Here is an 11,394-nt window from a genome sequence, read left to right as displayed (position 1 = left end):
GACGATGGCTGCTGTTCCGGTTCAGTTGACGACCACTCAAACGATGGCGCATGACCTTATCCTTCTAACTAAATCTGTGAAACCCGTAATCTGGATTACTCGTCAGCGATGCTGGCGGGCGGCCAGTTCTCAAGGCGCATGCCAAGAGACAGACCACGGGAGGCCAACACGTCCTTGATCTCAGTCAGGGACTTCTTACCGAGGTTAGGAGTCTTAAGCAACTCAACTTCGGTACGCTGTACCAGATCACCAATATAGTGGATAGCTTCTGCCTTCAGACAGTTCGCTGAACGAACTGTCAGCTCCAAATCATCGACAGGACGCAGCAGAATCGGATCAAACTCGGGTTTCTCTTCTTTCTTCTCGGGCACGCTGACATCGCGCAGATCCACGAAGGCTTCCAGTTGCTCTGCCAGAATAGTGGCTGAACGACGGATGGCTTCTTCCGGATCCAGAGTACCATTGGTCTCCATGTCGATAACCAGCTTGTCCAAGTCGGTGCGCTGTTCCACACGTGCCGCCTCGACATTGTAGGCGATGCGAACGATGGGGCTGAACGCGGAGTCCAGCAGCAGGCGACCGATAGGACGCTCTTCATCATCGTTGTGAACACGAGCAGAAGCAGGCACATAACCACGACCGCGCTGAACTTTCAGGCGCATGCTGATCTCAGCATTTGCACCAGTCAGGTGGCAGATTACGTGCTCCGGGTTTACGATCTCGACTTCATCACCGTGAGTGATATCACCAGCGGTAACGGGGCCTGTTCCAGACTTGGTCAGGGACAGAGTTACCTCGTCCTTGCCTTCCAGCTTCACAGCGATACCTTTCAGGTTGAGCAGGATTTCAAGAATGTCTTCCTGTACACCTTCTTTGCTGCTGTACTCGTGCAGTACTCCGTCGATCTCGACTTCAGTAACCGCACAACCGGGCATAGATGACAGCAAAATACGACGCAGGGCATTGCCCAACGTGTGGCCAAAGCCACGCTCAAGCGGCTCGAGAGTCACTTTCGCGTGAGTCGGGCTAACTTGCTCGATGTCAACTAGCCGCGGTTTAAGAAAATCTGTTACAGAACCCAGCATTGTGTCCTCTCTTTAGAAGCTAGCTTTACTTGGAGTAAAGCTCGACGATCAGCTGTTCGTTAATGTCGGCAGACAGGTCGGAACGCTCCGGCAGGCGCTTGAAGGCACCTTCCATCTTAGCAGCGTCAACCTCTACCCAAGTCGGCTTCTCGCGCTGACCAGCAACTTCCAGGGAAGCTTTGATACGCGCTTGCTTCTTAGCCTTCTCGCGAACGCAGATCACGTCCTCAGGGGATACCTGGAAAGAAGGAACATTCACAACGCGGCCGTTTACCATGATGGCTTTGTGGCTCACCAGCTGACGAGATTCAGCACGAGTGGCGCCGAAGCCCATGCGGTAGACGACGTTGTCCAGACGACCTTCCAGCAGCTGCAACAGGTTTTCACCGGTGTTACCCTTTTGACGGGCAGCGTCGCGGTAGTAGTTGCGGAACTGTTTTTCCAATACGCCGTAGATACGACGTACTTTTTGTTTCTCGCGCAGTTGCACACCGTAGTCGGACAGACGCGCTTTACGCGCACCGTGTTGACCAGGAACGGTGTCAATCTTGCACTTAGAATCAATCGCACGAACACCAGACTTCAGGAAGAGGTCGGTGCCCTCACGACGGCTAAGCTTAAGCTTAGGACCGATATATCTTGCCATCTTCTTTCTCCAACAATCCTAGACCAAGTAGCTACAGCGTTACACGCGGCGCTTCTTGGGAGGACGACAACCGTTGTGCGGGATCGGAGTCACATCAGTAATGTTAGTGATGCGGAAACCAGCCGCGTTCAGAGCGCGGATGGAAGACTCACGACCGGGACCCGGACCTTTGACCATGACTTCCAGGTTCTTCACGCCGTATTCTTTGGCGATCTCACCAGCACGCTCAGCAGCTACCTGGGCAGCAAACGGAGTGGACTTACGGGAACCACGGAAACCGGAGCCACCAGAGGTAGCCCAAGACAGAGCATTGCCCTGACGGTCAGTAATGGTCACGATTGTGTTGTTGAAAGATGCATGAACGTGCGCAATACCGTCGCTCACTTGCTTTTTAACGCGCTTGCGAGCACGAGTCGGAGTTTTAGCCATTTTCTACCTTCCCGTTACTTCTTGATAGCCTTGCGCGGACCCTTACGGGTACGAGCGTTGGTCTTGGTACGTTGACCACGAACAGGCAGGCTACGACGGTGACGCAAACCACGGTAGCAACCCAGATCCATCAATCGCTTGATGTTCATGGAAATCTGACGACGCAGGTCACCTTCGACGGTGAATTTACCTACTTGTTCACGCAGACTCTCGATCTGAGCTTCGTCCAGGTCTTTAATTTTCACATTCTCAGCGATACCGGCTGCGGCACAGATGGCCTTGGAGCGGGTACGACCGACGCCATAAATAGCAGTCAACGCAATGACTGCATGTTTATGGTCAGGAATGTTAATGCCAGCGATACGGGCCACTATTCACTCCTACATATAGTAGATAACGACCACCACAAAGCCCGTGAGCGGATACGTGGCGGTCAACCAATACACAACAAAAGTTGGCTGGCTATATTAGCCAGCACAACTATTTGTTGCAAGTACTAACCGTAAAAAATTAGCCTTGGCGCTGTTTATGCTTTGGCTCGCTGCAAATCACACGCACCACACCGTGACGCTTGATGATTTTGCAGTTACGGCAGATTGCCTTAACGGAAGCACGAACTTTCATTGCTTAACTCCGTAACTACGCCGACCTTTAGCGGCCGTAGCCCTTCAGGTTGGCCTTCCTCAGGACGTCGCCATATTGATGAGACATCATATGGGTCTGAACCTGAGCCATGAAGTCCATGATAACTACCACGATAATCAGCAGCGAGGTGCCACCGAAGTAGAACTGTACGTTCCAGGCAGTCATCAGGAACTGGGGTACCAGACAGATAAAGGTAATATAGAGCGCACCTGCCAATGTCAGGCGAGTCATAACCTTATCGATGTAACGTGCTGTCTGCTCGCCCGGGCGGATCCCCGGGATAAAGGCTCCACTCTTCTTCAGGTTATCTGCTGTCTCGCGGGGGTTGAACACCAGCGCGGTATAGAAGAAGCAGAAGAAGATAATGGCTGCTGCATAGAGCATCTCGTACAAGGGCTGACCCGGCTGCAGGACCATAGAGACCTGTTGCAGAATGTCAGCGATCTTGCCCTCGCCCTGACCAAACCAGGAGGTAATGGTACCCGGGAAGAGGATGATGCTGGATGCGAAAATCGCAGGAATCACACCGGCCATATTCACTTTCAACGGCAGGTGTGTGCTTTGCGCAGCGAATACCTGGCGGCCTTGTTGACGCTTGGCATAGTTAACGACGATACGACGCTGACCACGCTCCACGAACACCACAAAGTAAGTCACAGCGAAAACAATCAAGCCCAGCAACAACAACAGCAGGATGTGCAATTCCCCTTGACGTGCCTGTTCGGCCGTAGCGCCAATGGCATGAGGCAGACCGGCGACGATACCTGTGAAGATAATCAACGAGATACCATTACCAATCCCACGCTCGGTAATCTGTTCACCCAACCACATCAAGAACATGGTACCGGTGACCAGACTCACAACGGCTGTGAAATAGAAGCCCAAACCCGGATGAGTCACGAGTCCTTGCATCATATTCGGCAGACCTGTTGCAATACCAATGGCCTGGAACGTTCCCAAAACCAGCGTGCCCCAACGGGTATATTGGCTAATCTTGCGACGGCCGGACTCACCTTCTTTCTTGAGTTCAGCAAGAGCAGGGTGAACCACAGTCAGCAGCTGGATAATAATCGACGCCGAAATGTACGGCATGATCCCCAGTGCAAGAATAGAAGCACGCGAGAGTGCACCACCACTGAACATGTTGAACATCTCAATGATGGTGCCCTTCTGTTGTTGGAACAACTCGGCCAGTACGGCGGCGTCAATACCAGGGATCGGCACATAAGAGCCTGCACGGAACACGATAATTGCCCCGAGAACGAAGAGCAGACGGCTCTTCAGTTCGCTCAGACCACCTTGTGCTTTAACATCCAATCCTGGTTTCTTAGCCATTGTACTGATTATTCCTCGATTTTACCGCCAGCGGCCTCGATGGCTGCACGTGCACCCTTGGTGACGGACAGACCACGAACGGTCACAGCACGGTCAATGTTGCCAGACAGAACAACTTTAGCGAACACGATGTTTTTGGTAATAACACCGGCTTGCTTCAGAGTGCTCACGTCGACCACATCACCTTCTACCAGGGCGATTTCGTTCAGGCGCACTTCGGCAGAAACCAAAGATTTGCGAGAGAAGAAACCGAACTTCGGCAGACGGATTTTCAAAGGCATCTGGCCGCCTTCGAAACCGTTGCGGACCTTGCCGCCACCGGAACGAGAGGTCTGACCTTTAACACCACGACCACCGGTCTTGCCCAGACCAGAACCGATACCACGGCCCGGACGGTGCTTGACGCGCTTGGAGCCAGCGGCCGGAGACAGAGTATTCAGACGCATGCTTAGCCCTCCACCTTAACCATGTAATAAACCTGGTTGATCATGCCGCGTACGCAGGGAGTATCTTCCAGCTCAACGGTGTGACCAATGCGACGCAGACCCAGACCACGCAGAGTCGCCTTGTGCTTTGGCAGACGGCCGATAGAGCTGCGAGTTTGAGTTACTTTTACAGTGTTAGCCATGTCGCATTACCCCAGAATTTCTTCAACGCGCAGACCACGCTTGGCCGCGATCTGTTCCGGTGATTGACCGTGAACCAGAGCGTCGACAGTTGCGCGAACAACGTTGATTGGGTTGGTGGAACCGTAGGTCTTGGCCAGCACGTTGTGGATACCAGCAACTTCCAGTACGGCACGCATGGCGCCGCCTGCAATGATACCAGTACCTTGGGAGGCCGGCTTCATGAACACGGTGGAACCAGAGTGAACGCCACGCACCGGGTGGTGCAGGGTACCGTTGTTCAGCTCAACCTTGTTCAGGTTACGCTTAGCCTGTTCCATCGCCTTTTGAATGGCGGCCGGAACTTCACGGGCCTTACCGTAACCGTAACCTACACGGCCGTTACCATCACCCACCACGGTCAACGCGGTGAAGGACATGATACGACCACCTTTAACAGTTTTCGAAACACGGTTTACTGCAATGAGCTTTTCTTGCAGTTCGCCGGCTTGAGATTCAACTTTAGCCATCTTCGACTCCTAGCTTAGAACTGAAGACCAGCGTCACGAGCAGCGGCAGCCAGAGCGGCTACACGACCGTGATACTTGAAACCGGAACGATCGAAAGATACGTTCTGAACGCCTTTGGCAATAGCACGCTCAGCGATAGCCTTACCTACAGCGGTAGCAGCATCTGCGTTACCGGTGTATTTCAGAGCTTCACTGATGGCTTTCTCTACTGTGGAAGCAGAGGCCAGAACTTCGGAACCGTTGGCTGCAATAACCTGCGCATAGATATGACGCGGGGTACGGTGAACAACCAGACGGGTAGCTCCCAGTTCCTGCATCTTTTTCCGAGCACGAGTAGCACGACGGAGACGAGCTGCTTTCTTGTCCATAGTGTTACCTTACTTCTTCTTAGCTTCTTTAGTACGCACTTGCTCGTTGGCATAGCGTACACCCTTGCCCTTGTAGGGCTCCGGAGCGCGGTAAGCACGGATATCGGCGGCGACTTGGCCAACCAGCTGCTTGTCCACACCACGCAGAACGATCTCGGTGGCGGACGGACATTCAGCGGTGACACCAGCCGGCAGCGCATGCTCTACCGGGTGAGAGAAGCCCAGTGCCAGCGCAACAGCATTGCCCTTGATGGAGGCTTTGTAACCTACACCAACCAGCTGCAGCTTGCGCTCGAAGCCTTGGGTAACACCGACTACCATGTTGTTGACCAATGCACGGGCAGTACCGGCCTGAGCGTCAGCACCAGCGATGCCATCGCGCGGGGCGAACTTCAGTACATTGTCTTCTTTGGTCACTTCTACACCGGCGTGGATGGAACGAACCAGGGAACCCTTGCCACCTTTGATGGACAGTTCTTGGTCGTTCAGAGTCACCTCTACGCCAGCAGGAATAGTGACGGGTGCCTTAGCAACGCGAGACATTTCCGACCTCCTATTAAGCGACGTAGCAGATGATCTCACCACCCATGCTTGCCTTGCGGGCAGCACGGTCGGTCATCACACCTTTAGACGTGGACACGATAGCAACACCGAGACCGCCCATGACTTTCGGCAGATCAGTAGTGCGCTTGTAAATACGCAGGCCGGGACGGCTCACGCGTTGGATCAGTTCTACAACCGGCTTGCCCTGGAAATACTTCAGTTCGATTTCCAGTTCCGGTTTCACGTCACCAGCTACGTTGTAGCCAGCGATGTAACCTTCTTCTTTCAGCACTTTGGCGATAGCCACTTTCAGCTTGGAAGAAGGCATGGAAACCGCAACTTTGCTCGCCGCCTGACCGTTACGGATGCGGGTCAGCATATCCGCGATCGGATCTTGCATGCTCATAGTCTAACTCCCGAGATTCTTACCAAGAGGCCTTTTTGAGGCCCGGAATTTCGCCCTTCATGGCATGCTCACGCACCTTGATGCGAGAGAGGCCAAACTTCCGCAGGAAACCGTGCGGACGACCAGTGATGTTGCAACGGTTACGCTGGCGGGACGGACTGGAATCACGGGGCAGCTGTTGCAGTTGCAAGACAGCATCCCAACGCGCTTCTTCAGAAGCGTTCATATCAACGATGATAGCTTTCAGCTCGGTACGCTTGGTCGCGAACTTGGCTGCCAGCTTCGCACGCTTTGCTTCACGTGCTTTCATGGATGTTTTAGCCATAACCCTAACCTTACTTGCGGAATGGGAAGTTAAAGGCAGCCAGCAGAGCACGGCCTTCTTCGTCGGTATTCGCGGAAGTGGTGATGGTGATATCCAGACCACGGACGCGATCGACCTTGTCATAGTCGATTTCCGGGAAGATGATTTGCTCACGCACGCCCATGGAGTAGTTACCACGGCCATCGAACGCCTTGGCGTTCAGACCACGGAAGTCACGGATACGCGGTACGGAGATGCAAATCAGCCGTTCCAGGAACTCCCACATACGCTCGCCACGCAGGGTTACTTTACAACCTATCGGGTAGCCTTCACGAATCTTGAAGCCCGCAACAGATTTGCGTGCTTTGGTGATCAGCGGCTTCTGACCGGAAATGGCAGCCATATCGGCAGCAGCATTTTCCAGCAACTTCTTGTCAGAGATCGCTTCACCAACACCCATGTTCAGGGTGATTTTCTCGATCCGAGGGACTTGCATGATAGTCTTGTAACCGAACTGCTTGGACAGTTCATTTACTACATCGGATTTGTAGTAATCATGCAGTTTCGCCATCGTTAAACTCCAATTACTTCACAAGTTCGCCGGTGGATTTGAAGAAACGGACTTTCTTGCCGTCTTCAATCCGGAAACCAACGCGGTCAGCCTTGCCAGTGGCAGAGTTGAACAGCGCGACGTTAGATACATCGATGGGGGCTTCTTTGGTGACGATGCCGCCAGCCTGACCCAGTGCGGGTACCGGCTTTTGGTGTTTCTTCACCTGGTTGATGCCTTCCACGATTACCTTACCTTTTGCAATCAGGACTTGAGTGACTTTGCCACGCTTGCCCTTGTCTTTGCCGGTAAGAACAATTACTTCGTCTTCGCGACGGATTTTAGCTGCCATCGTTCGACTCCTTACAGTACTTCGGGTGCCAGGGACACAATCTTCATGAACTTCTCGTTACGGAGTTCACGGGTCACCGGGCCAAAAATACGAGTACCGATTGGCTGTTGGTTGTTGTTAAGCAACACAGCCGCATTGTTGTCGAAACGGATGACAGAGCCGTCCGGACGACGAACGCCTTTACGGGTGCGTACGACCACCGCGTTATACACATCACCTTTCTTCACTTTACCGCGAGGAATGGCTTCCTTGATGGAAACCTTGATGATGTCGCCGATGCCGGCATAACGGCGGTGCGAACCACCCAGAACCTTAATACACATTACACTGCGAGCGCCGGAGTTGTCGGCAACACCCAGCATACTTTGCATCTGGATCATCTTAGTGCTCCGCTTTGTTTACTTCTTATCCCTGATGGGATCTGGCTGCCTTCAAAAGGCGCGAAACTATAACACAGCTATTTTTGAAAAGGTAGCCTAAAAAACAAACGGCCCCGATGGGGGGCCGTTTGGGCTAAAAAGTACCGAATTAGGCCTTTTCTACGACAGCAACCAGGGTCCAGGACTTGGTCTTGGACAGCGGGCGGCACTCGCGGATTTCCACGAGATCGCCAGCCTTGCACTCGTTGTTCTCGTCATGCACGTGCAGCTTGGTAGTACGCTTGATGATCTTACCGTAGATCGGGTGCTTTACCTTGCGCTCGATAGCGACGGTGATGGACTTGTCCATCTTGTCGCTGATTACACGACCTTGCAGAGTACGGATCTTGTCAGTCATTACGCACCTGCCTTCTCAGTCAGTACAGTCTTGATACGTGCGACGTCACGACGCACTTGTTTCAGAGTGTGAGTCTGAGCCAGCTGGCCGGTGGAAGCTTGCATGCGCATGTTGAATTGCTCACGCAGCAGACCCAGCAGCTCCTGGTTCAGTTCTTCGACGCTCTTTTGACGCAGATCTTGGGCTTTCATCACATCACCGTCTTAATTACGAAAGTGGTCTGAACAGACAGCTTAGCTGCGGCCAGGGCAAACGCTTCACGCGCCAGAGCCTCAGGTACACCATCCATCTCGTACAGAACCTTGCCAGGCTGGATCGGGCAAACCCAGTATTCCACGTTACCCTTACCTTTACCCATACGAACTTCGAGGGGCTTTTCGGTGATGGGCTTGTCCGGGAACACACGGATCCAGATCTTGCCTTGACGCTTAACGTGACGGGTCATGGCACGACGGGCTGCTTCGATTTGACGAGCAGTCAGTTGACCACGAGATGTCGCCTTCAGGCCAAAGGTACCGAAGGATACTTCGTTACCGGCATTGGCCAGACCGCGGTTACGACCCTTGTGGGTCTTGCGGAATTTAGTACGCTTAGGTTGCAACATTTACCGAATCTCCTTACTTGGCAGCGCGGCGCTTGTTGTCACGCTTGGGCTTCGCAGGAGCTTGCTCTTGAGCAGCGGCAGCATTGACTGCAGCCAGACCGCCCAGAACTTCGCCCTTGAAGATCCAAACTTTAACGCCGATCACACCGTAAGTGGTGTGGGCTTCAGAAGTTGCGTAGTCGATGTCGGCGCGCAGGGTGTGCAGGGGCACACGACCTTCACGGTACCATTCGGTACGCGCGATTTCAGCGCCGCCCAGACGGCCGGAAACTTCCACTTTGATGCCCTTGGCACCCAGGCGCATGGCGTTCTGTACGGCGCGCTTCATAGCACGACGGAACATTACGCGACGCTCCAGCTGGGAAGTGATGCTGTCGGCAACCAGTTTGCCATCCAGCTCCGGCTTGCGGACTTCGGAAATGTTGATCTGAGCAGGCACGCCAGCGATTGCGGCTACAGCTTTGCGCAGTTTTTCAACGTCTTCGCCTTTCTTGCCGATCACGACCCCCGGACGAGCGGTGTGAATGGTCACACGGATGCTCTTGGCCGGACGCTCGATAGTGATCTTGGACAAGGAAGCGTTTTTCAGCTCCTTGGTCAGGAACTGGCGTACTTGGAAATCGCTGTACAGGTTGTCAGCGAAGTCTTTGGTGTTCGCGAACCAGGTAGAATTCCAAGGCTTGGTAATACCCAGGCGAATGCCATTAGGATGTACTTTCTGACCCATTGCTTATCTCCCAGCCTTAGCGTCGGATACCACTACAGTGATGTGAGCGGTACGCTTGAGGATACGATCCGCGCGACCTTTGGCACGCGGGCGGATGCGCTTCATGGAGGGACCTTCGTCTACCATGATGGTGGCAACACGCAGGGTGTCGATATCGGCACCTTCGTTGTGCTCAGCGTTGGCAATGGCAGATTCCAGCACTTTCTTCACCAGAACAGCAGCCTTTTTCGGGCTGAAGGTCAGGATGTTCAGAGCCTTGTCTACGGACAGACCACGTACTTGATCGGCTACCAGACGAGCTTTCTGGGCAGAAGTACGGGCATAACGGTGTTTAGCGATAGCTTCCATCATTTATCCCTTAGCGCTTCTTAGCCTTCTTATCAGCAGCATGGCCGCGATAAGTACGAGTCGGTGCGAATTCACCCAGTTTGTGACCGATCATTTCTTCGGTAACGAAAACCGGAACGTGCTGACGACCATTATGGACAGCGATGGTCAAACCGATCATGTTCGGGATGATCATTGAACGACGGGACCAGGTCTTAACCGGCTTTTTATCCCCGCTTTCCACCGCTTTCTCTACCTTCTTCAGCAAGTGCAGGTCGATAAATGGACCCTTCTTGAGAGAACGTGGCATGGTGATTCCTCTATGTTAACAATTACTTGTTACGACGACGTACGATGTACTTGTCGGTACGCTTGTTCTTACGGGTCTTGAAGCCCTTAGCCTTCTGGCCCCATGGGGACACAGGCTGCATGCCCTTGTTACGACCCTCACCACCACCGTGCGGGTGATCAACCGGGTTCATCGCCATACCGCGAACGGTCGGACGAATACCACGCCAGCGGTTAGCACCGGCTTTACCCAGTTGACGCAGCATGTGCTCGGAGTTACCCACTTCACCGATGGTAGCGCGGCACTCGGCCAGAACTTTACGTACTTCGCCGGAACGCAGACGCAGAGTTACATAGTTACCTTCACGAGCCAGGATCTGGATGAAAGTACCAGCGGAACGAGCCAGCTGGGCACCTTTACCAGGCTTCATCTCAACGGCGTGAACGGTAGAACCGACCGGGATGTTGCGCATCGGCAGGGTGTTACCTACCTTGATGGCAGCATCAGCACCAGAGGCGATTGCATCACCAGCTTTCAGGCCTTTCGGAGCCAGGATGTAACGACGCTCACCGTCTGCATACAGCACCAGGGCGATGTTTGCGGTACGGTTAGGATCGTATTCCAGACGCTCAACTTTGGCCGGAATGCCGTCTTTGTCGCGCTTGAAGTCGATCAGACGGTAGTGTTGCTTGTGACCACCACCGATGTGACGAGTGGTGATACGACCGTTGTTGTTACGGCCACCGGACTTGCTTTTGCTGTCCAGCAGAGCGGCGAAGGGCTTGCCCTTGTACAGCTCTTGGTTGACGATCTTGACGACGTGGCGGCGGCCCGGAGAAGTAGGCTTGCACTTAACGATTGCCATTTTTCAG

General features: G+C 53.6%; 24 protein-coding genes (1 of these 24 only partly in view). All 24 read right to left on the bottom strand.

The annotated features are described in order from the left end of the window. Positions 1-52, bottom strand: partial view of a 50S ribosomal protein L17 gene (gene rplQ, locus C3F36_RS11675; RefSeq protein WP_005307999.1) — the 5' end (the start) only. The gene continues 332 nt to the left of window position 1, outside the view; only the first 52 of its 384 coding nucleotides appear in the window; it begins with the start codon at positions 50-52; its stop codon lies beyond the left edge, outside the window. Positions 53-95: 43 nt separating this feature from the next. Next, positions 96-1,085: a DNA-directed RNA polymerase subunit alpha gene (locus C3F36_RS11670; RefSeq protein ID WP_005307997.1), complete on the bottom strand. Its 990-nt coding sequence runs from the start codon at positions 1,083-1,085 to the stop codon at positions 96-98. Positions 1,086-1,110: 25 nt separating this feature from the next. After that, complete coding sequence (gene rpsD / locus C3F36_RS11665) at positions 1,111-1,731, bottom strand: 30S ribosomal protein S4 (protein ID WP_010672568.1); 621 nt, start codon at positions 1,729-1,731, stop codon at positions 1,111-1,113. A gap of 39 nt (positions 1,732-1,770) precedes the next feature. Continuing rightward, positions 1,771-2,160, bottom strand: coding sequence for a 30S ribosomal protein S11 (rpsK, locus tag C3F36_RS11660; RefSeq protein WP_005319702.1), 390 nt, complete (start codon positions 2,158-2,160; stop codon positions 1,771-1,773). Between the two features lie 14 nt (positions 2,161-2,174). Further along, positions 2,175-2,531, bottom strand: a complete 357-nt coding sequence (gene rpsM / locus C3F36_RS11655) for a 30S ribosomal protein S13 (RefSeq protein ID WP_005307991.1) — start codon at positions 2,529-2,531, stop codon at positions 2,175-2,177. A 139-nt stretch (positions 2,532-2,670) separates the two neighbouring features. Further along, a complete protein-coding gene (rpmJ, locus tag C3F36_RS11650) occupies positions 2,671-2,784 on the bottom strand; it encodes a 50S ribosomal protein L36 (protein ID WP_005319705.1) in 114 nt (37 codons plus the stop codon). Positions 2,785-2,811: 27 nt separating this feature from the next. Next, positions 2,812-4,140 (bottom strand): preprotein translocase subunit SecY, encoded by a 1,329-nt coding sequence (gene secY / locus C3F36_RS11645; RefSeq protein ID WP_010672567.1) that lies wholly within the window; start codon positions 4,138-4,140, stop codon positions 2,812-2,814. Between the two features lie 8 nt (positions 4,141-4,148). Further along, positions 4,149-4,586, bottom strand: a complete 438-nt coding sequence (gene rplO, locus C3F36_RS11640) for a 50S ribosomal protein L15 (RefSeq protein WP_005307987.1) — start codon at positions 4,584-4,586, stop codon at positions 4,149-4,151. A gap of 2 nt (positions 4,587-4,588) precedes the next feature. Beyond that, the gene (rpmD, locus tag C3F36_RS11635; RefSeq protein WP_005307985.1) at positions 4,589-4,768 is read right to left on the bottom strand and encodes a 50S ribosomal protein L30; all 180 of its coding nucleotides are present in this window, start codon (positions 4,766-4,768) and stop codon (positions 4,589-4,591) included. Positions 4,769-4,774: 6 nt separating this feature from the next. Further along, the gene (rpsE, locus tag C3F36_RS11630; RefSeq protein WP_005340605.1) at positions 4,775-5,275 is read right to left on the bottom strand and encodes a 30S ribosomal protein S5; all 501 of its coding nucleotides are present in this window, start codon (positions 5,273-5,275) and stop codon (positions 4,775-4,777) included. Positions 5,276-5,289: 14 nt separating this feature from the next. Continuing rightward, the gene (rplR, locus tag C3F36_RS11625; RefSeq protein WP_010672566.1) at positions 5,290-5,643 is read right to left on the bottom strand and encodes a 50S ribosomal protein L18; all 354 of its coding nucleotides are present in this window, start codon (positions 5,641-5,643) and stop codon (positions 5,290-5,292) included. A gap of 9 nt (positions 5,644-5,652) precedes the next feature. After that, the gene (rplF, locus tag C3F36_RS11620) at positions 5,653-6,186 is read right to left on the bottom strand and encodes a 50S ribosomal protein L6 (RefSeq protein ID WP_104455106.1); all 534 of its coding nucleotides are present in this window, start codon (positions 6,184-6,186) and stop codon (positions 5,653-5,655) included. 13 nt (positions 6,187-6,199) lie between these two features. Next, positions 6,200-6,592 carry a 30S ribosomal protein S8 gene (rpsH, locus tag C3F36_RS11615; RefSeq protein ID WP_010672564.1) on the bottom strand — a complete coding sequence of 131 codons (393 nt, stop codon included), beginning with the start codon at positions 6,590-6,592 and terminating at the stop codon, positions 6,200-6,202. A 19-nt stretch (positions 6,593-6,611) separates the two neighbouring features. Continuing rightward, complete coding sequence (rpsN, locus tag C3F36_RS11610; RefSeq protein ID WP_005331161.1) at positions 6,612-6,917, bottom strand: 30S ribosomal protein S14; 306 nt, start codon at positions 6,915-6,917, stop codon at positions 6,612-6,614. A 10-nt stretch (positions 6,918-6,927) separates the two neighbouring features. After that, the gene (gene rplE / locus C3F36_RS11605; protein ID WP_005331162.1) at positions 6,928-7,467 is read right to left on the bottom strand and encodes a 50S ribosomal protein L5; all 540 of its coding nucleotides are present in this window, start codon (positions 7,465-7,467) and stop codon (positions 6,928-6,930) included. Between the two features lie 13 nt (positions 7,468-7,480). Then, positions 7,481-7,798, bottom strand: coding sequence for a 50S ribosomal protein L24 (gene rplX, locus C3F36_RS11600; RefSeq protein ID WP_005307977.1), 318 nt, complete (start codon positions 7,796-7,798; stop codon positions 7,481-7,483). 11 nt (positions 7,799-7,809) lie between these two features. Beyond that, positions 7,810-8,178, bottom strand: a complete 369-nt coding sequence (gene rplN, locus C3F36_RS11595; RefSeq protein WP_005307975.1) for a 50S ribosomal protein L14 — start codon at positions 8,176-8,178, stop codon at positions 7,810-7,812. Between the two features lie 148 nt (positions 8,179-8,326). Continuing rightward, positions 8,327-8,575: a 30S ribosomal protein S17 gene (gene rpsQ, locus C3F36_RS11590; RefSeq protein WP_005307966.1), complete on the bottom strand. Its 249-nt coding sequence runs from the start codon at positions 8,573-8,575 to the stop codon at positions 8,327-8,329. Further along, a complete protein-coding gene (gene rpmC / locus C3F36_RS11585) occupies positions 8,575-8,766 on the bottom strand; it encodes a 50S ribosomal protein L29 (protein ID WP_005307965.1) in 192 nt (63 codons plus the stop codon). Before rpmC ends, rpsQ begins: the two co-directional genes overlap by 1 nt. Beyond that, positions 8,766-9,179 carry a 50S ribosomal protein L16 gene (gene rplP, locus C3F36_RS11580; RefSeq protein ID WP_010672562.1) on the bottom strand — a complete coding sequence of 138 codons (414 nt, stop codon included), beginning with the start codon at positions 9,177-9,179 and terminating at the stop codon, positions 8,766-8,768. Before rplP ends, rpmC begins: the two co-directional genes overlap by 1 nt. A 13-nt stretch (positions 9,180-9,192) precedes the next feature. Then, on the bottom strand, positions 9,193-9,906 hold the full coding sequence (gene rpsC / locus C3F36_RS11575) for a 30S ribosomal protein S3 (protein ID WP_005331168.1): 714 nt from the start codon (positions 9,904-9,906) through the stop codon (positions 9,193-9,195). 3 nt (positions 9,907-9,909) lie between these two features. Then, a complete protein-coding gene (rplV, locus tag C3F36_RS11570) occupies positions 9,910-10,254 on the bottom strand; it encodes a 50S ribosomal protein L22 (RefSeq protein WP_010672561.1) in 345 nt (114 codons plus the stop codon). A 10-nt stretch (positions 10,255-10,264) separates the two neighbouring features. Further along, positions 10,265-10,543 (bottom strand): 30S ribosomal protein S19, encoded by a 279-nt coding sequence (gene rpsS, locus C3F36_RS11565; protein WP_005307960.1) that lies wholly within the window; start codon positions 10,541-10,543, stop codon positions 10,265-10,267. 22 nt (positions 10,544-10,565) lie between these two features. After that, the gene (rplB, locus tag C3F36_RS11560) at positions 10,566-11,387 is read right to left on the bottom strand and encodes a 50S ribosomal protein L2 (RefSeq protein WP_010672560.1); all 822 of its coding nucleotides are present in this window, start codon (positions 11,385-11,387) and stop codon (positions 10,566-10,568) included. Positions 11,388-11,394 lie beyond the last annotated feature (7 nt).

The sequence above is a fragment of the Aeromonas sp. ASNIH2 genome (assembly GCF_002934795.1).
GTDB lineage: Bacteria > Pseudomonadota > Gammaproteobacteria > Enterobacterales > Aeromonadaceae > Aeromonas > Aeromonas caviae.
The sequence above is the reverse complement of the archived record's forward strand: the minus strand, read 5'-3'. Positions and strand labels throughout refer to the sequence as shown.

Coding starts and splice junctions, on each gene's coding strand:
- rpmD (WP_005307985.1), bottom strand. CDS start 4,768: ATGGCTAACACTGTAAAAGTAACTCAAACTCGCAGCTCTATCGGCCGT.
- rplN (WP_005307975.1), bottom strand. CDS start 8,178: ATGATCCAGATGCAAAGTATGCTGGGTGTTGCCGACAACTCCGGCGCT.
- rplE (WP_005331162.1), bottom strand. CDS start 7,467: ATGGCGAAACTGCATGATTACTACAAATCCGATGTAGTAAATGAACTG.
- rplP (WP_010672562.1), bottom strand. CDS start 9,179: ATGTTGCAACCTAAGCGTACTAAATTCCGCAAGACCCACAAGGGTCGT.
- C3F36_RS11670 (WP_005307997.1), bottom strand. CDS start 1,085: ATGCTGGGTTCTGTAACAGATTTTCTTAAACCGCGGCTAGTTGACATC.
- rpmC (WP_005307965.1), bottom strand. CDS start 8,766: ATGAAAGCCCAAGATCTGCGTCAAAAGAGCGTCGAAGAACTGAACCAG.
- rpsS (WP_005307960.1), bottom strand. CDS start 10,543: ATGCCACGTTCTCTCAAGAAGGGTCCATTTATCGACCTGCACTTGCTG.
- rpsD (WP_010672568.1), bottom strand. CDS start 1,731: ATGGCAAGATATATCGGTCCTAAGCTTAAGCTTAGCCGTCGTGAGGGC.
- rplX (WP_005307977.1), bottom strand. CDS start 7,798: ATGGCAGCTAAAATCCGTCGCGAAGACGAAGTAATTGTTCTTACCGGC.
- rpsC (WP_005331168.1), bottom strand. CDS start 9,906: ATGGGTCAGAAAGTACATCCTAATGGCATTCGCCTGGGTATTACCAAG.
- rpsQ (WP_005307966.1), bottom strand. CDS start 8,575: ATGACTGACAAGATCCGTACTCTGCAAGGTCGTGTAATCAGCGACAAG.
- rpsH (WP_010672564.1), bottom strand. CDS start 6,592: ATGAGCATGCAAGATCCGATCGCGGATATGCTGACCCGCATCCGTAAC.
- rpsN (WP_005331161.1), bottom strand. CDS start 6,917: ATGGCTAAAACATCCATGAAAGCACGTGAAGCAAAGCGTGCGAAGCTG.
- rpmJ (WP_005319705.1), bottom strand. CDS start 2,784: ATGAAAGTTCGTGCTTCCGTTAAGGCAATCTGCCGTAACTGCAAAATC.
- rplB (WP_010672560.1), bottom strand. CDS start 11,387: ATGGCAATCGTTAAGTGCAAGCCTACTTCTCCGGGCCGCCGCCACGTC.
- rplO (WP_005307987.1), bottom strand. CDS start 4,586: ATGCGTCTGAATACTCTGTCTCCGGCCGCTGGCTCCAAGCGCGTCAAG.
- rplR (WP_010672566.1), bottom strand. CDS start 5,643: ATGGACAAGAAAGCAGCTCGTCTCCGTCGTGCTACTCGTGCTCGGAAA.
- rpsK (WP_005319702.1), bottom strand. CDS start 2,160: ATGGCTAAAACTCCGACTCGTGCTCGCAAGCGCGTTAAAAAGCAAGTG.
- rplF (WP_104455106.1), bottom strand. CDS start 6,186: ATGTCTCGCGTTGCTAAGGCACCCGTCACTATTCCTGCTGGCGTAGAG.
- rpsE (WP_005340605.1), bottom strand. CDS start 5,275: ATGGCTAAAGTTGAATCTCAAGCCGGCGAACTGCAAGAAAAGCTCATT.
- rplV (WP_010672561.1), bottom strand. CDS start 10,254: ATGGAAGCTATCGCTAAACACCGTTATGCCCGTACTTCTGCCCAGAAA.
- secY (WP_010672567.1), bottom strand. CDS start 4,140: ATGGCTAAGAAACCAGGATTGGATGTTAAAGCACAAGGTGGTCTGAGC.